This is a genomic window from Bacillus safensis, from assembly GCF_039619585.1.
In the GTDB taxonomy this organism is placed as follows: Bacteria; Bacillota; Bacilli; order Bacillales; family Bacillaceae; genus Bacillus; species Bacillus safensis.
Genome location: NZ_CP154909.1, coordinates 1,517,783 through 1,533,851, shown reverse-complemented (window position 1 = coordinate 1,533,851; position 16,069 = coordinate 1,517,783). Strand labels below are relative to the sequence as shown.

Below are 16,069 nucleotides of genomic sequence, written 5' to 3'. Positions count from 1 at the left end.
TTTATTTCGGGCCTTTCTTTCTGACTTCTGATTGGGTCTTTTTCAATTCGGCTAGCTGCGCCTTTAAATTGGCTGAAAAAGAAGAAGTGGCCGGCTGATCATGTTTCTTTATCTGCGATGTGAATTTTTGAACCATTTTTGGTAAATCGGTTTTGCTTTCCATCGCTTCTTCATATTGTTTCACGATCGCTTCACATTCTTGTTCATCATCAATTTCTTTTAGCAGCTGGATTGAGTCTGCTACGCCGACAACTAATACTCGTTTTCCCACTTTGATCAGCTGGACTGAACGGTTTTGTCCGACTGTCGTTCCGCCGATATTTTCAACATAGCGAAATGGTTTGAGTAAGCGGTTTTGCTTACCAACAAATCTCACTAAACCATAAATAAGCAGGATGACAAAAAGTAAGGCACCAATCATTTTGACAAAATCCATAATGGAGACAGAAGAAGAGGGAACTTCTTCTGCCGGATTCGTTTGATTGTCAGTGGTTTTCTTCTCTGTATCCTTTTTGCTTTCTTTCTCACCTTTGAGCCAGTCATTCACTGTGCCATTCTCAGGATCTTTCGTTTCGGCAAACAGTGAGGCAGGCTGCATCGTCAAGAAAAGCATAAAACTGATCATTGCTATACATATCAAACGTTTTTTCAACAAATCTTACACCCTTTTTTAGCCTAACGTTTTATTAATTGCTTCAAGTACGCGGTCTGCCTGGAATGGCTTCACGATAAAGTCTTTTGCACCTGCTTGGATCGCGTCAATAACCATTGACTGCTGCCCCATTGCAGAACACATGATGATTTTTGCAGAAGCATCGATTTGTTTAATTTCTTTTAGTGCAGTGATTCCGTCCATTTCTGGCATTGTGATATCCATTGTGACAAGATCAGGAGATGTTTCTTTATATTTTTCAACTGCTTGTGCACCGTTTTCTGCTTCTCCTACTACATCAAATCCGTTTTTTACAAGAATATCCTTGATCATCATTCTCATGAATGCTGCATCATCTACGATTAATACCTTAGTAGCCATTTACTTATTCTCTCCCTGTATGTTTGTTTATTTTAAATTAGAAAGTCTTTCTGACTGGCTTAAAATGTCAGTCACACGAACACCAAAGTTCTCATCAATGACAACGACTTCCCCTTTGGCGACGATTCGTTTGTTAACTAGGATGTCTACTGGCTCACCAGCAAGTTTGTCCAGTTCAATGATACTTCCTGCTGAAAGCTCAAGAACTTCTTTTACACTGCGCTGAGTTCTTCCAAGTTCCACCGTAATGGAAAGCGGAATGTCCATCAGCATGTCAAGGTTTCCAAGCTGGTTTGTTGTATGCTGAGGCTCACTGAACGATTCAAATTCAACTGGCGTCACATTTACAGGTGCTGCCGGCTTTGGCTTCGCCTGTCTTTTCGGCGGTGCTGCTTGCTGCGCTGGGGCAGACTGCGTTTGCGGAGCTGCCGGCTGAGGTTCAGGTGCACTCACTTCTTCTTGAACCGGCTCTTCTTCTTGCGCAGGATCTGTTAATTCTGCGATTAAATCCTTCGCAAATGTAATAGGATAAAGCTGCATAATATTTGAATCGATGAGTTCACCTATTTTTAATCTGAAGGATACTTTGACAAGCATTTCTTCAGCTGGAATGCGGTCTGTCCCTTCTCCTTCTTTCACATCAAGTAATTCGACGCGCGGCGGAGAAATATCAATCTTTTTATTAAAGACAGTCGACATGGATGTCGCAGCAGAACCCATCATTTGGTTCATTGCTTCTTGTACTGCACTTAAGTGAATTTCGCTTAAAGAAGGGTCAGCATTTGTCCCGTCTCCACCCATCATTAAGTCCGCAATAACTGCTGCATCTGTTTGCTGGACGACAAGCAGGTTACTTGCGCTGAAGCCTTCCGTATAATTCACTTCAATAGCAACATACGGATGAGGAAATTCCTCATTCAGCATACTTTTTTGAATCACTGTAACAGTTGGAGTTGTAATCTCCACTTTTTGATTTAATAGGGTTGAAAGTGCTGTTGCAGAGCTGCCGAATGAAATATTTCCGATTTCTCCAATAGCATCTTGCTCCATTGCAGAAAGGACTGTATCAGGCTCTATATCGTCATTGCTGCCTCCTTTAAGGAGCGCATCGATTTCGTCTTGTGATAATTTACTTCCGTTATTCTCCATCTTCTTCACCTCTTATGTCGTGATCTAGAATTTGAATCGCCTGTTTCCGATTCACGCGGCCGGCCTGTCCCAAGAATTTCGGTTTATTTCCGACCATAACAGTAAGAGGCGCATTTACTGGTTTGTCCAAGGCAATACAATCACCAATTTCCAAATTCAAAAACTCTTCCACCGTCATTTCCGATTGACCCAGCTCTGCGACTACCGGTATTTTTGCCTTCATAATCCGTTTTTCAATGGCCTTTGTTTCTTGCTGTTTTGGTTCATTTCGTTCAGACTGCATCCAGTAGTGTACAGACAGCTTCGGAATAATAGGCTCTAATACAACGTGAGGAATACATAGGTTAATAACCCCGCTTACCTCGCCAATCTGTGTATTAAGAGAAATGACGACAACTGTTTCGTTTGGTGACACCATTTGAACAAACTGGGGATTTACCTCGAAATCTGCCATTTCAGGCTCGATGTCGGTTATGGACTGCCACGCTTCTCTGTAATTTTCCAAAGCTCCCTCAAACATGTTTGAGATAATCTTTGTTTCAATTTCTGTAAGTGATTCTGTCTTATTATGACTAATGCCAATCCCGCCCATCAGCCTGTCCATCATCGCATAGCCGATTGTTGGGTTTACTTCAAGCATGATTCTTCCTTCAAGCGGGCTGACATAAAATAAGTTTAATAATGTCATATTAGGAATCGAACGAATAAATTCTTCGTATGGTACTTGGTCAACCGAGCTGACAGTAATTTGAATATATGATCTTAGCTGCGCTGAAAAATGCGTGGTGAGCAGTCTAGCGAAGTTATCATGAATCCTTGTTAAACTTCGAATCTGGTCTTTTGAAAAGCGCAGTGCACGTTTAAAGTCATACACCTTCACTTTTTTCGTCGTTTCCTCTTTTTTCAGCTCTTCTGCATCCATTTCGCCTGTTGAGATGGCGGATAATAATGCGTCGATCTCATTCTGGGAAAGCACTTCTCCTGACATTTCTTCACCTCCATCGCGTTAATTAATCGCCTCTATTGCAGATTAAAGGAGGTTATATATACTTCTTTCACCTTGCCATCTTGCAAATAGTTATTCACTTTGTTTTTGACTTGTGTTTTAAAATGTTCTCTGCCTTTTTTGCCATCAAGTTCATCTGCATTCGTGTCTGATAAAATGTCGATTACAGCATCTTTTACTTGGAAACTTCTTTTTTCAAGCTCTGATTTTGCTTTTTCAGAGTCCGTTTCAATATTCAGGACAAGTTTGACAGCATTTCCTTCAGATTTTAAATTGGTGATAATCTCAGGAATTTCAACAGAAGCTTTTACGACTTCATCTGCTGTTGGCTCTTTTTCAGCTTTTGCTTCGTCTGACCCATTCAGCAGAAAAAAGATGCCTGCTCCAATTCCGACGATGGCAATAATCATGATTAGCATTACTACGACTAATTTCTTCTTCATTCAAACTCCTCTATTCCTTGATTCAATGAAATGACTTGGATTTTTCTGTAGAAAGAAATGATTTTCTCTTGAAGCTGCTCCTCATCTTCTTTCACAACGAATTTCTTTCCATTGGCCAAAGTAATGGTCGTGTCTGGAAAACTTTCGATTTGCTCGATATGGAGAGCGTTCAGCATAAATCCTTTGCCATTTAATCTTGTCACTTCAATCATATTAAGCAGAGAAGCGAGCATCCGCTCCCCCTACCTCCTATCGTTTCAGATTCACAAGCTCTTGCAGAATTTCATCAGATGTTGTAATCGTCTTTGCATTCGATTGGAATCCACGCTGCGCGATAATCATTTCGGTAAACTCGTCTGTTAAATCAACGTTTGACATTTCAAGTTTCCCTGTTTGAAGTTCACCTGTTCCTTGACTTCCAGGAGCGATGGCATTACTTGGCGCACCGGAACTGAGCGTTTGGCGGTATAGGTTATCCCCAACTTTGTCTAATCCTCCTGCATTACTGAATGACACAAGTGATACTTGCCCAACAGTACGAGAAACGTTGTTCTCAACAACAGAAACGGTCCCATCTGGCCCAACACTGACACTTGACACATTGTCGCTTGGAATGTTGATTCTTTGCCCATCCATGCCAAGTAGATAGTTTCCATCAGGTGTTGCCAAATCCCCATTTGAATCAGGTTTGAAGTTCCCTGTTCTTGTAAATAGGATTTCACCTTGCTTTTGAATACGGAAAAATCCATCTCCATTAATATAGAAATCAAATGGTTCGTCTGTATTTTGAGAAGAACCTGATTTCATGATTTTATCAATAGAAGATAAAGATGATCCTAAACCAATTTGTTTTGAGTTGATTGAACCAGAGTTGTTCGTTGGTCCACCTGAGCTTGAAATGGTTTGGCTGACCATATCTTTAAACGTGATACGGCTTTTTTTGTATCCGTGTGTATTGACGTTGGCTACGTTGTTGGCTACCACATCTAATTTTGATTGGAAGTTTTTCATTCCGCTAATTCCTGAGTAAAGTGAGCGTAACATTTATTTTCCTCCTCGAATTACTTCGTTTTTTCTCCAACTGCTGTAACATCCCAAGGGCTGATTTTCGTTCCATCTTCTAAAACAAGTAAGTATTCATTGTCTATGTTTTTAACAGACTTCACAGTGCCCGATATCTCTTTATCATCCAATTTGCCCGATACTTCTTTACCAATCCAGCCTACATACGTCGTAAACGGATCTTGGTGTGCAACAAATGTAGACATGAGCTGATTTAGTTTAGTGATCGAATCGTTCATATTGGTTTGCTGTTCTAAAGATGAAAATGTCGCCAGCTGCGTGACAAACTCACGGTCATCAAGCGGGTTTGTCGGATCTTGGTTTTGAAGCTGTGTGAGCAAAATTTTCAAGAATTGATCTTTGCCAAGCGTATCTGTTTTCTTTTCTGCTTTTGAAGAAGTGTCTGCTTGTGTGGCTGTTCTATTCGTAGCATCAACTGTTGCCATTAAATCTCCTCCTCTTCCTCATCTGACCCAACAAGAGCATCCAGTACATCTTGGAATTCTGCTTCCTGTTCATCAGTCTGCTGGAAATTCTGTCCTTTTGGCTGCTGCTGCTTGTTTTCTTCACTAAACTGTCCAAATAACGGCTGCTCATTTGATTGTAGCGGTATATGGAAACGGTCCACTTGAACCGACATATTTGGAAGCGCCTGCTTGAGCTGCGGCAGATGATGCTCTAACAGCTCTTTCGCTGCTTGCGTCGAGGCTGTAATTTTACTCGCATACATACCGTTTTGCTTCGTTAGCTGAATGGTAATGAATCCAAGATTTTCAGGATTTAATCGAACGGTAAAGCGTCCGCTTGAATTACCAAACGGCGTGAATTTCATTTGCTTCCACGTGTTTAGAATTTGCTGATCAACCGTTCCTGGCTTTTCATCAGTCGTTTGTGTCTGCTGAACAGGAGCCGCTGACTGCAGTTGGAAAAACTGCTTATGACCTGGCAGAAGCGAGTGGGTCATTATTTTTTCAGAAGCTGGTGCAGCAGCGCTTTGTCCTTTAACGACTTCTTTTTTGATGAGCCACTCAAGAGATGCATTCCCTTTTGCCGGAGAAGCGAGTGTAGATTCTTGTTTTGGAGAGATTAGTTCCTTCAACTCTCCTAGTGAAATTTTCCACTCTTTGTCAGACCCTTTCGCATTCGCCATCATATGGTCGATTAGCTGATTAAAGTGCTTTAGCTCACTTTGAGTCATCGAATTCAGCTTTGGCGCTGAACCCTGCGAGAAGAACTGCTCTTTTACTTGCTGAATGAGTTTTTCATCTACCCCGTTTTTAGAAAGAAAGTGGATAAAGTCTTGACCTTTCCCTTCAATATCCTGCACAAGTTTCGCATCAAAGCTGAGCGGCTGTTGATTGAGCAACTGATAGATGAAAAAGTGGACTTGTATGAGCTGTTCACTATGCTCAGAACCTGGCTTTTCAGCTTGATCACCGTAAATGGAAGATTCCATTTTTTGAAATAGTTCTTCAAGTGACTTGAGATCAGATAATTCAAGCGTTTGACCTTGTAGTGTTTGAAGCGCACTGAGTAAGTCTGCGCTCATTCCTTCTTCAGGTGATTGCATCCATTTTTCAACAATTTGCATCGCATCATTGATAGAAAGAGAGGCAAGAGCGGCTGTTTCAGCATGAACAGGACCGCTTTGAGCGCCTGCTCCGCTAAGCAATTGTTTAAACAAACCGCGTGCAGATGCAGCGCCGTCTCCTTTTAGCCCTGAGAGACCTTGAGAAGATTGCTGTAAGGCTCCAATATCCAATAGCTTCACTTATTGTCCACCCCCATTTTCACTTTCTTCTTTTTTGGCAAGCTCTTTTGTAAACGTTGCTGCCTTCTGAGGTGTCAGTTTTGCTAATATGTCTGTCAGTTTATTTTTGCTCAGCTCTTCAAGGATTTTTAACGCCTCTTTATCACTTAATTCTGATAAAATTTTGGCGGATTTCCCTGGGTCCATGCTTTCATAAATGCTGGCGACCTTTCCTTTTGTCTGCTGATTAGAGGAAGCCGCTGTATCAGAGGACGCCCCTGCTGAGTTATTACCTGACGTGTTATTTGATGAGCTGTTATTCGATGAGCCGTTATTCGATGAACTGTCATTGGCTGACGTATTCTTTGCATCATTTTCAGATGTTTTTTCAAGTGAGTTGATTTTTTGATTCAATCTTTTAATCTCTTCATCACTTGTTTTCAAATCTTTTTGTGCAATTTCGAGCTCATTTTTTTGCTCTTTAATGGTCTTTTTCAGTTCTTTCAACTCTGCATCGCTTTGATCATTAGGTGAAGATGACGTTTTTGAGGTGTCATCTGAACCAACCAAACTGCTGATCCCAGGAATGTTTTGGAGCGGTTTTTTTAGATCAAAACCTGCCATATAAAGGATCGTGCCAGTGACAATCACAAGCACAATCAATGGGATGATGACAATAAACAAGATCCATTGAAATTTTCCGCCGCCTGATTCCTTCGTTTTTTCCTTCTTAGGCATTCATCTCGACTCCTAATGTCCTTGAAACATGAATTGGCTGATAGAGATATCATCCATTTCTTTCATTTCAATTGCCTTATGTTCAAGGGAGAACTTTTCAAATTGCTTTTCTTTCATTTTTTCAAACTTTTTAAACTCAATGTTTTTTTCAGTTAAATCAGATTGTTTTTCATTCATTTGGTGACGTTTCATGATCACAAGCTGCTGATAATGCTGAATGGTGTTATCTAAGTTGGTCACAAATTGCTGGTAATGACGCATTTCTTGAACACTCATTCCACTTCTCAGCTTTTCTTCTTTGCTTTTTTCCATTAGCTCTTTTTTACTCATATTTTCATAGAGTTTTTCAGCGACTTGCTCAAATGCCGAAACGGATTGTTGGTACGCTGCGAGTGACTTGTCTTTTTCACTTTCTTTCAGTTCTAAGAGCTTTTGAAATTTGTATTGATATCTCACTGTTTTTGTCAATCCTCTCTATTCATCAAACTGAGCAATAAACTCACACTGTCTTCAATAGATACAGCCTCTTCTACATCCTGCTTCAAAAATGAAATCAGATGAGGATAAGCCTGCATGGCCTCATCAATATCTTTGGAGGAGCCTTTTTTATATGCTCCAATATTAATGAGGTCTTCAGCGTTTTGATAAGTGGACAAAAGCTGGCGGAACCGGTTAGCCGCTTCCTTGTGATCATGACTTGCGATATTACTCATGACACGGCTGATACTTTTCAAAATGTTAACAGCGGGAAATTGTCCTTTGTTGGCTAAAGCACGATCAAGTACAATGTGCCCGTCAAGGATCCCCCTCACTGTATCAGCGATCGGCTCGTTCATATCGTCTCCATCAACAAGCACTGTGTAAAACGCTGTGATGGAACCAAGCTGATTTGTCCCAGTTCGTTCGAGCAATTTTGGCAGTATAGCGAACACTGAAGGTGTATATCCTTTTGTTGTTGGCGGCTCGCCAGTTGCGAGTCCTATTTCCCTTTGCGCCATGGCGACCCTCGTAACAGAATCCATCATGAACATGACATTTTTGCCTCTGTCCCTGAAATACTCCGCAATAGCTGTTGCTGTATACGCAGCTTTCAGTCTCGTCAGTGCAGGCTGGTCAGAAGTAGCAACGACAACAATTGATCGCTTCAGTCCTTCAGAACCTAAATCCTTTTCAATAAACTCACGAACTTCACGGCCACGCTCTCCAACAAGGGCAATGACATTCAGGTCTGCTTCTGTCTGCTTTGCAATCATCCCCATTAAGGTACTTTTTCCAACACCACTTCCGGCAAAAATCCCGATCCTTTGACCAGTGCCAACTGTGAGCAGACTATCAATGACTCTAACACCGACACCCATCTTTTCTCGAATAGGCGGCCTGTCCATTGGATTTGGGGGTGACTGATCTGTCGAAACAGGTGCAAGTCCCTTTGGAAGCATACTGCCATCAAGCGGATCACCGAAGGCATCAACGACTTCACCAATTAATCCAGTCCCTACTTTGACCTTCAGCGACTCACCCGTCGCTTCAACAAGACTTCCTGGTGAAATATTGGATGCTTCTACATAAGGCATGAGCAGAATGTTTTCATCTCTAAACCCTACGACCTCTGCTTTTATCGGATGGTGCTTGCTCCCTTTTTTATGAATGAGACATACATCACCGATCGAACTCTCCGGCCCCTTAGATTCAATCATGAGCCCAACCACTCGATTGACTTTACCAAATCGTTTATAAGGATCGGCAGTTTCAATCGTTTCTTTTAGTACATCCATTTTCATTTGTGATCACCTGAATCAATGACTTCTAATAATTTTTCTTTCAACTGATTCATTTGGGTATCAACACTCGCTTCCACTTTTCCAAAACTTGTTTCTACGTAACAAGTTCCTTTTGGCGCTTTTTCATCCGAGTAAATGGCAAGGTGTGTATCCTTTTGAAGGATTCTAATCAATTCGTCTTTATATTCCATCACATGCTCGTAATGTTCAGGGTCAACATAGATGGAAATATCATCATATTCTTTCACTTCTGAAATGACCTGCTTCACAAGAGCCAAAAATGGATCTTTCGTGTCCTCAGCTGCATTCCAAACGCGTTTGGCGAGTTCAAAAGCGAGTTCTACAATTTGCTCAGCAGAGCTTTCAATTTTTTCTTCGTAATCCTGCCTTGCAAGACTGACGATGTCATTTGCTTGATCAAGAATAGCTTGGTACTGCATATTCGCATCTGCTTCGCCCTTTTGGAAGCCTTCTTGATAACCTGCTTGTTTCGCTTCTTCAATGAGCTGCATTCTTTCCTCTTCAAAATCAGTCCGGCGCTGATTGATTTCAGCCATTGTTTTTTCCAGCTCACTGTTTGCTTGTTCTAATATGCGGCTCGCTTGATCTTCTGCATCACTGAGTACTAGCTGCGATGCTTCGGTTTCATTGACAAGCTCTACTTCGTGATGTTCTCTTTTAAAGTTTACTTGCTGTAAAGGAATCGTTTGCCGCCCTTGTTCAGGAGTAACAGATGTTTCATGTTTGATAATCCTAGACAATGATATCGTCTCCCCCGCCTCGAGCTATGACGATTTCTCCAGCTTCCTCAAGTCGTCTTACGATGCTGACAATACGGGTTTGTGCTTCCTCGACATCTCTAAGCCGGACAGGCCCCATAAACTCCATTTCTTCTTTGAATGTTTCGACCATCCGCTGTGACATGTTGCGGAAGACAATTTCTTTGACTTCTTCGCTTGCCACTTTGAGTGCGAGCAATAAGTCATCATTTTCAACATCTCTGATGACACGCTGAATCGCTCTGCTGTCAAGAGTGACAATATCTTCAAAGACAAACATACGTTTCTTAATTTCATCAGCAAGCTCTGGATCTTGAATTTCAAGTGTGTCTAAAATGGTTTTCTCAGTAGCACGGTCTACACCATTTAGCACTTCTACAACCGCTTCGACTCCGCCCGTTTGCGTATAGTCCTGCGTAAAGGTTGAAGAGAGCTTTTGTTCAAGAATACGCTCCACCTCATTGATGATCTCTGGAGATGTACGGTCCATTAAGGCAATACGTCTCGCAACCTCAGTTTGTACTTCCTCGCCTAACTCAGATAAAATTTGCCCAGCCTGCACTGGATCCAGGTAGGAAAGGATAAGTGCTATCGTTTGTGGATGCTCATGCTGGATAAAGTTTAAAATTTGTTCTGGGTCAGCCTTTCGAGCAAAATCAAATGGTTTCACTTGAAGAGAGGATGTCAGCCTGTTTAAGATGCTGTCCGCTTTATCCTCACCAAGCGCTTTTTCAAGCACTTGTCTTGCGTACATAAGACCGCCCTGCGATATGTAGTCCTGCGCGATCGCAATGCTGTGAAACTCTTCGATGACTTCATCTTTTTTAGCAGTATCTACACTTCGTACATTGGAAATTTCTAATGTTAATTTTTCTATTTCGTCTTCAGACAGATGTTTGTATACAGATGCTGACACGTCTAGCCCTAAGGAAATCATTAGGATTGCTGCTTTTTGTCTGCCTGTTAGTCGATTTGGATCTTTTCTCGACATGTGTATTCCTCCTAATCCTCGGACAGCCAGCTGCGTAGCAATTTAGCAAAGTCTTCTGGTTTTTCTTTTGCCATTTTTTCAAGCTGATTTTTTCTCACCATTTCTTCTGTTTCTGGTTCAGTGTCGATATCAGGAACATCGATTGGTGTACGTTCATCAAACTCAAACTCTTCTTCCTCATCTCTTCTACGCTTGCGTACAAGAAGAATGATAAGAGCGATAATTGCAAGTAGAAGCACACCGCCTACAATATAAACCCAAATTGGAATATTGTTTGAAGGGTTATCTGCCGCAGTTTGCTGTTTACCGTCTAATTTTGATACAGATAAAACGATTTTGTTATCTAAGTCGGCTTGAGTGAGCGCTTGACCATTTGTGTATTCTTTATCAATCGATGTGCTAATGATCGTTGAAAGAATCTTTTTGATATCATCTTGTCTTTCAGCCGTTAAAGAGTTTACATCGTTTGCAGTTGGTGGTTCGACCAATGCTTGAATGCCAACATCTCTAATTTTATAAGGGCTTTCTTTGATATCTTTATGAATGCGGTTGACTTCATAATTGATGCGATCTTCGCTCTTTTCGTAATCTCCGCTTCCATTCGCTCCATCGGCACCTTGATAATTTGTGACATCATCGTCACCTGTTCCAGCGGTGCCTCCAGCTGCTGCGCCGTTACCTGAATAAGTTTCAGCAATCTTTTCAGCGCTGACAGCAATCCCCTGCATGTTTTCTTTATCAACAGGTTCTACTAGGTCTTCTTTTCTTTTTTCTTCAGTAAAATCAATGTCTGTTGTGACCGATACAGCCACTTTATCTTGACCCATCATTGTTCCGAGCAGCTGCTGAATTTTTCTTTGAAGATTCTTTTCGATTTCCTCTTTTTTCTGCTGCTGTGCATCCATTCCACTTGCATAGGAATCGGAGCTGGTGTTTAAGTCGTAGTAGTTGGAATCTTGGTCCATAATGACAATGTTTTCTGTTTTTAAATTCGGCACACTTTTTGAAATAAGATGATAAAGGCCTTTTACTTGCTGCGGTGTGAGCGTGTAGCCCGGCTCAACTTGCAGCACTATGGATGCTGATGCATTACTTTGCTCTTCTCCAACAAAAACGGAATCTTTTGGCAGGTTAATCATCACTTTTGAATCTTTAATCCCATCAATTGTGTTGATCAGATTGGATAGTTCTGTCTGAGTTGCGTCTACTTTCAGAACATCAAATTCATTATCTGTTAAACCGAAGCCTGAATTGTTTGCAAAGAAGGAATAATCAATGTTGCCTGTCTTAGGGAGCCCTTCGGATGCGAGTGTTACTTTTAAAGAATCTGCTTGCTTTTCTGGAACGAGAATCGTTGTTCCATTGTTTGCAAGTTCCGATTTAACGTTTTTGCCATCTAGTTCCTGTTTGATTTGTCCAGCTTCTGCCTCAGACAAGTCTCTAAAGAGCGGAACCATTTTTTCAGAAGAAGCAAAGATGCTAACAACCGTAATAATGATTGCTAGGGCAGCAACGCCGCCAATCATGAGTATTTTTTGTAATTTTGATCGATTTCGCCAAAACTCAACTGTTTTTGTTCTTAATTGCATTAAAGTACGATTCATCTTAACCCCCGGTCATTCCATTCAGTCTTTTTTTGTCCACCAGCACCTCCTACATCTGCATTCTCATAATCTCTTGGTACGCTTCGACTGCTTTATTTCGAAACTCTGTTGCAGCTGTGAGTGTGACACTCGCTTTTTGTGAAGCAATCATGACTTCATCGAGATTGACATCTTTTCCTTGTGCAAGCGCATTTGTATACTGGTCTGATTTCAGCTGTGATTGATTTAATGCCTCAATGGAATTCTTCAGCACATCAGAGAAATTCGTTTGACTTTTAGGTGCAGCCGCCTGAATGGGCGTTGCATTCGTCAATTCACTTGCTTGCTGAGCAGTTTGAAGCTGGAAAGGAGATATTGCATTAACCAATTGTTTTCACCTTACTTTCCTATTTCTAAAGCTTTCATCAGCATGCTTTTATTCGCATTTAGAGCAGTCACGTTTGCTTCATATGATCTTGAGCTGCTGATGAGGTCGACCATTTCTTTTAATGGATCGACATTTGGTGTTTGAACATATCCATTTTCATTGGCATCGGGATTTGTAGGATCATATTGAAGGTTGAATGGAGTTTCGTCTTCAGTAATCTTTGTTACTTTGACGCCGTTTCCTAATTTGCCGCTCGAATTCATACTTGAGTTCAATATAGATGAAAACGATTCACCTGACGGCTGTAATGTGACAAGCTTACGTCTATAAGGCTCCCAGTTGCCATCAACCTGTTTAGCTCTTGTCGTATCCATATTTGCAAGGTTTGAGGATACAACGTCCATTCTGAGCCTCTGTGCCGTTAATGCTGAGGCCGAAGCGTTCACTCCTGAAAAGATCGACATCACTTACCTCCTGTCAAAACTGTTTTAAGAGAATTGAATTTCCCGCTCATTCTTTCCACCAGCGCATTATACTGAATTTGGTTTTTAGCGAGTTCACTCATCTCTTGATCAATATCGACATTATTTCCGTTTTCTTGATAAGAAGTACGGTTGCTCGAAACAACTGAATAATTAGACCCTGTTTTTGAAAAATCAATGTGACCTTGGTACGTTTTTTTAGCATCTAATTTGATTGACGCATCATTTAGCATGTCATGGAATGCGACGTTTTTCGACTTGTAGTTCGGTGTATCTATATTCGCGATATTATTGCTTATGACTTTTTGCTTAACATTCGCTCTGCCCAAGGCATTCTCAAGGTTGCTTATCGTTCCAGAAAATATATCCAAAACCATATACCTCCAATCATATGTATTTCATTCCATTTAATCATGTCGAGATTTGTAAAACCATATGTTCATTGTAAGAAATAATAGGATTAAAGTCTATGATGTATATGTAAAAAAAACTCGTAATATATATCTATTTTACGAATAGGTATAAAGGCCTAGATTCAAAGCACTACAGATTTGTAAGGGGTTTCTTGGAAAAAAGAGTGACATTTTTCGGACAAATCCTCATTTTTTCACATAAAAAAACCCTTTTCAGCATTTATTTCGGCCAAAAAGGGTTTTTGATTAATGAGATTTTAAATTTTCGAGTTCAATTAAAAATTTGTTGTTTAACACTTTGATGTACGTTCCCTTCATTCCAAGAGAACGAGATTCGATTACGCCTGCACTTTCTAACTTACGTAAGGCGTTTACGATCACTGAACGCGTAATCCCTACACGATCTGCAATTTTACTTGCGACAAGAAGACCTTCGTTTCCATCCAGCTCTTCAAAAATGTGCTCAATCGCTTCAAGCTCACTATATGAAAGAGAGCTGATCGCCATTTGGACAACCGCTTTGCTTCTTGCTTCTTCTTCGATTTCTTCTGCTTTCTCGCGAAGAATCTCCATTCCAACAACTGTTGCCCCGTATTCAGCAAGAATTAAATCATCATCTGTGAATGTATCTTGTAAGCGGGACAGGATTAACGTACCTAAACGATCTCCTCCGCCGATAATTGGGACAATTGTTGTTAAGCCTGATTGGAATAAGTCACGGTTCTCAATCGGGAAAGCTGTATATTCACTGTTAATATCAAGGTTTGAAGACGTTTCAGGGACATTGAATAGACTCTTTGTATATTCCTCAGGGAACTGACGATCTTCAAGCATTTTTTTCATACGTGCATTTTCGATCTGCTGATTAATGGAGTAGCCAAGAAGCTTTCCCCTTCTGCTTAATACGAAAATGTTTGAATCAATGACATCTCTCAGTGTTTCTGCCATTTCTTTAAAATTAACTGGTTTCCCCGCTGCATCTTGCAGCATTGAGTTAATAATCCTTGTTTTTTGTAGTAACGCCATAATAATGATCCTCCTAGATTACTTTATTCATTTGTTAAAGTATAAATTGACTTAAATCTTTGTTATTTGCAATCTTTCCTAGCTTCTCTTCGACATACTGAGGGGTAATGGTCACTGTCTCCATCGCAATATCAGGCGCCTCAAATGAAAGCTCTTCAAGCAGCTTCTCAAGTATGGTATGAAGCCTTCTTGCACCGATGTTATCTGTCTCCTGATTGACATGATAAGCCACTTCGGCAATCTTATGAATAGCATCGTCAGAAAATTCAAGAGATATACCTTCTGTTTCAAGTAAAGCTTTATATTGCTTTAATAATGCATTATCTGGTTCCGTTAAGATTTTCACAAAGTCTTCTATACTTAATTTATCTAATTCTACACGGATTGGGAAACGTCCCTGAAGCTCCGGAATCAAATCTGATGGCTTTGCCATATGAAATGCACCTGCTGCAACAAACAGCACATGATCAGTTTTAACGGCACCATATTTCGTCATCACAGTTGAACCTTCTACAATCGGTAAAATATCACGCTGAACCCCTTCACGAGAAACATCTGCAGATGATGCACCACCGCTTTTGGCAATTTTGTCGATTTCATCGATAAAAATAATTCCTTGCTGCTCTGCTTTGTAGACCGCTTCCTGACTGACTTCATCCATATCAATCAGTTTTGAAGCTTCCTCAGCCGTTAACGCCTTTCTTGCTTCTCTGACAGTCAGCTTTCTGCGTTTTTTCTTTTTAGGCATGAGATTGCCGAGCGCATCCTGCATGTTCATACCCATTTGCTCCATACCCGAGCCTTGAAGCATATCAAACATGGAAGGTTGCTGTTCTTCTACTTCAATCGTGACGTAATGATCTTCAAGTTCTCCCATAGCCAGCTGATGATCGATTCGCTTTCTTGTCGATTCGAGTTCCACTTCTTCATTTGAATGATCTCGATCACGGTCATCTTCATCAGAACCGCCAAACAGCATCTCAAAAGGATTTTTCACAGACTGGCTCTTTTTCTTACCAGGAACAAGTAAATGAACAAGACGTTTATTTGCTTGTTTTTCTGCTTCTTCTTGAACATCTTTCATCTTTTCTTCTTTGACAAGTCTAATCGCTGTTTCAACTAAATCTCTCACCATGGACTCTACGTCACGGCCGACATAACCCACTTCAGTAAACTTCGTCGCTTCCACTTTAATAAAAGGCGCACCAGAAATTCGAGCAATTCTGCGGGCAATTTCTGTTTTCCCCACACCTGTTGGGCCGATCATTAAAATGTTTTTAGGAACGACTTCATCCTTTAGCTTATCATGTAAAAGACTTCTTCTGTAACGGTTTCTTAAAGCCACCGCCACTGCTTTTTTCGCATCAAGCTGACCAATGATGTATTGATCAAGCTTTTCAACTATCTCTCTTGGGGTAAACGGCTTTTTCTCCATACGTCTCATG

The 16,069-nt window shown here is 40.9% G+C and carries 20 protein-coding genes; all 20 read right to left on the bottom strand.

What is annotated here, in order from left to right:
* Position 1: 1 nt before the first annotated feature.
* On the bottom strand, positions 2 to 652 hold the full coding sequence (fliZ, locus tag AAYR28_RS07830; RefSeq protein WP_120207045.1) for a flagella biosynthesis regulatory protein FliZ: 651 nt from the start codon (positions 650 to 652) through the stop codon (positions 2 to 4).
* An 18-nt stretch (positions 653 to 670) separates the two neighbouring features.
* Positions 671 to 1,033, bottom strand: coding sequence for a response regulator (locus tag AAYR28_RS07825; RefSeq protein ID WP_007499584.1), 363 nt, complete (start codon positions 1,031 to 1,033; stop codon positions 671 to 673).
* 27 nt (positions 1,034 to 1,060) lie between these two features.
* The gene (gene fliY, locus AAYR28_RS07820) at positions 1,061 to 2,182 is read right to left on the bottom strand and encodes a flagellar motor switch phosphatase FliY (RefSeq protein ID WP_034281787.1); all 1,122 of its coding nucleotides are present in this window, start codon (positions 2,180 to 2,182) and stop codon (positions 1,061 to 1,063) included.
* Positions 2,172 to 3,170, bottom strand: a complete 999-nt coding sequence (fliM, locus tag AAYR28_RS07815) for a flagellar motor switch protein FliM (RefSeq protein WP_024424167.1) — start codon at positions 3,168 to 3,170, stop codon at positions 2,172 to 2,174. Before fliM ends, fliY begins: the two co-directional genes overlap by 11 nt.
* Before the next feature lie 32 nt (positions 3,171 to 3,202).
* Positions 3,203 to 3,631: a flagellar basal body-associated protein FliL gene (gene fliL / locus AAYR28_RS07810; protein WP_024424168.1), complete on the bottom strand. Its 429-nt coding sequence runs from the start codon at positions 3,629 to 3,631 to the stop codon at positions 3,203 to 3,205.
* Complete coding sequence (locus AAYR28_RS07805; RefSeq protein ID WP_008344794.1) at positions 3,628 to 3,843, bottom strand: flagellar FlbD family protein; 216 nt, start codon at positions 3,841 to 3,843, stop codon at positions 3,628 to 3,630. The genes fliL and AAYR28_RS07805 overlap by 4 nt, the downstream gene beginning before the upstream one ends.
* Positions 3,844 to 3,880: 37 nt before the next feature.
* Positions 3,881 to 4,675 (bottom strand): flagellar basal body rod protein FlgG, encoded by a 795-nt coding sequence (gene flgG, locus AAYR28_RS07800; protein WP_034281786.1) that lies wholly within the window; start codon positions 4,673 to 4,675, stop codon positions 3,881 to 3,883.
* Positions 4,676 to 4,692: 17 nt separating this feature from the next.
* Positions 4,693 to 5,139: a flagellar hook assembly protein FlgD gene (gene flgD / locus AAYR28_RS07795; RefSeq protein WP_120207047.1), complete on the bottom strand. Its 447-nt coding sequence runs from the start codon at positions 5,137 to 5,139 to the stop codon at positions 4,693 to 4,695.
* Positions 5,139 to 6,464, bottom strand: coding sequence for a flagellar hook-length control protein FliK (locus tag AAYR28_RS07790; protein ID WP_120207049.1), 1,326 nt, complete (start codon positions 6,462 to 6,464; stop codon positions 5,139 to 5,141). Before AAYR28_RS07790 ends, flgD begins: the two co-directional genes overlap by 1 nt.
* Positions 6,465 to 7,181, bottom strand: a complete 717-nt coding sequence (locus AAYR28_RS07785; protein WP_120207050.1) for a MotE family protein — start codon at positions 7,179 to 7,181, stop codon at positions 6,465 to 6,467.
* A gap of 12 nt (positions 7,182 to 7,193) precedes the next feature.
* Entirely contained in the window at positions 7,194 to 7,637 is a 444-nt protein-coding gene (fliJ, locus tag AAYR28_RS07780) for a flagellar export protein FliJ (RefSeq protein ID WP_024424173.1), read from the bottom strand.
* 8 nt (positions 7,638 to 7,645) lie between these two features.
* Positions 7,646 to 8,962 carry a flagellar protein export ATPase FliI gene (gene fliI, locus AAYR28_RS07775; protein WP_034281781.1) on the bottom strand — a complete coding sequence of 439 codons (1,317 nt, stop codon included), beginning with the start codon at positions 8,960 to 8,962 and terminating at the stop codon, positions 7,646 to 7,648.
* Positions 8,959 to 9,723 carry a flagellar assembly protein FliH gene (gene fliH, locus AAYR28_RS07770; protein WP_120207052.1) on the bottom strand — a complete coding sequence of 255 codons (765 nt, stop codon included), beginning with the start codon at positions 9,721 to 9,723 and terminating at the stop codon, positions 8,959 to 8,961. Before fliH ends, fliI begins: the two co-directional genes overlap by 4 nt.
* Positions 9,716 to 10,732: a flagellar motor switch protein FliG gene (gene fliG, locus AAYR28_RS07765; RefSeq protein WP_034281776.1), complete on the bottom strand. Its 1,017-nt coding sequence runs from the start codon at positions 10,730 to 10,732 to the stop codon at positions 9,716 to 9,718. Before fliG ends, fliH begins: the two co-directional genes overlap by 8 nt.
* Before the next feature lie 11 nt (positions 10,733 to 10,743).
* A complete protein-coding gene (gene fliF, locus AAYR28_RS07760; RefSeq protein ID WP_024424177.1) occupies positions 10,744 to 12,336 on the bottom strand; it encodes a flagellar basal-body MS-ring/collar protein FliF in 1,593 nt (530 codons plus the stop codon).
* A gap of 49 nt (positions 12,337 to 12,385) precedes the next feature.
* Positions 12,386 to 12,703 (bottom strand): flagellar hook-basal body complex protein FliE, encoded by a 318-nt coding sequence (fliE, locus tag AAYR28_RS07755; protein ID WP_034281774.1) that lies wholly within the window; start codon positions 12,701 to 12,703, stop codon positions 12,386 to 12,388.
* 11 nt (positions 12,704 to 12,714) lie between these two features.
* On the bottom strand, positions 12,715 to 13,167 hold the full coding sequence (flgC, locus tag AAYR28_RS07750) for a flagellar basal body rod protein FlgC (protein WP_024424179.1): 453 nt from the start codon (positions 13,165 to 13,167) through the stop codon (positions 12,715 to 12,717).
* Positions 13,167 to 13,556 carry a flagellar basal body rod protein FlgB gene (flgB, locus tag AAYR28_RS07745; protein WP_012009952.1) on the bottom strand — a complete coding sequence of 130 codons (390 nt, stop codon included), beginning with the start codon at positions 13,554 to 13,556 and terminating at the stop codon, positions 13,167 to 13,169. The genes flgC and flgB overlap by 1 nt, the downstream gene beginning before the upstream one ends.
* Positions 13,557 to 13,844: 288 nt before the next feature.
* Positions 13,845 to 14,624, bottom strand: coding sequence for a GTP-sensing pleiotropic transcriptional regulator CodY (gene codY, locus AAYR28_RS07740; RefSeq protein ID WP_007499612.1), 780 nt, complete (start codon positions 14,622 to 14,624; stop codon positions 13,845 to 13,847).
* A gap of 34 nt (positions 14,625 to 14,658) precedes the next feature.
* Positions 14,659 to 16,059 carry an HslU--HslV peptidase ATPase subunit gene (hslU, locus tag AAYR28_RS07735; protein WP_120207054.1) on the bottom strand — a complete coding sequence of 467 codons (1,401 nt, stop codon included), beginning with the start codon at positions 16,057 to 16,059 and terminating at the stop codon, positions 14,659 to 14,661.
* Between the last annotated feature and the right edge of the window lie 10 nt (positions 16,060 to 16,069).

What these genes read in the sequence shown, in the direction of transcription:
- fliL (WP_024424168.1), bottom strand. Translation starts at nt 3,631, where the DNA reads ATGAAGAAGAAATTAGTCGTAGTAATGCTAATCATGATTATTGCCATC.
- fliG (WP_034281776.1), bottom strand. Translation starts at nt 10,732, where the DNA reads ATGTCGAGAAAAGATCCAAATCGACTAACAGGCAGACAAAAAGCAGCA.
- fliM (WP_024424167.1), bottom strand. Translation starts at nt 3,170, where the DNA reads ATGTCAGGAGAAGTGCTTTCCCAGAATGAGATCGACGCATTATTATCC.
- hslU (WP_120207054.1), bottom strand. Translation starts at nt 16,059, where the DNA reads ATGGAGAAAAAGCCGTTTACCCCAAGAGAGATAGTTGAAAAGCTTGAT.
- codY (WP_007499612.1), bottom strand. Translation starts at nt 14,624, where the DNA reads ATGGCGTTACTACAAAAAACAAGGATTATTAACTCAATGCTGCAAGAT.
- fliY (WP_034281787.1), bottom strand. Translation starts at nt 2,182, where the DNA reads ATGGAGAATAACGGAAGTAAATTATCACAAGACGAAATCGATGCGCTC.
- flgG (WP_034281786.1), bottom strand. Translation starts at nt 4,675, where the DNA reads ATGTTACGCTCACTTTACTCAGGAATTAGCGGAATGAAAAACTTCCAA.
- fliF (WP_024424177.1), bottom strand. Translation starts at nt 12,336, where the DNA reads ATGAATCGTACTTTAATGCAATTAAGAACAAAAACAGTTGAGTTTTGG.
- AAYR28_RS07825 (WP_007499584.1), bottom strand. Translation starts at nt 1,033, where the DNA reads ATGGCTACTAAGGTATTAATCGTAGATGATGCAGCATTCATGAGAATG.
- AAYR28_RS07805 (WP_008344794.1), bottom strand. Translation starts at nt 3,843, where the DNA reads ATGATTGAAGTGACAAGATTAAATGGCAAAGGATTTATGCTGAACGCT.
- flgD (WP_120207047.1), bottom strand. Translation starts at nt 5,139, where the DNA reads ATGGCAACAGTTGATGCTACGAATAGAACAGCCACACAAGCAGACACT.
- AAYR28_RS07785 (WP_120207050.1), bottom strand. Translation starts at nt 7,181, where the DNA reads ATGCCTAAGAAGGAAAAAACGAAGGAATCAGGCGGCGGAAAATTTCAA.
- fliI (WP_034281781.1), bottom strand. Translation starts at nt 8,962, where the DNA reads ATGAAAATGGATGTACTAAAAGAAACGATTGAAACTGCCGATCCTTAT.
- flgC (WP_024424179.1), bottom strand. Translation starts at nt 13,167, where the DNA reads ATGTCGATCTTTTCAGGAGTGAACGCTTCGGCCTCAGCATTAACGGCA.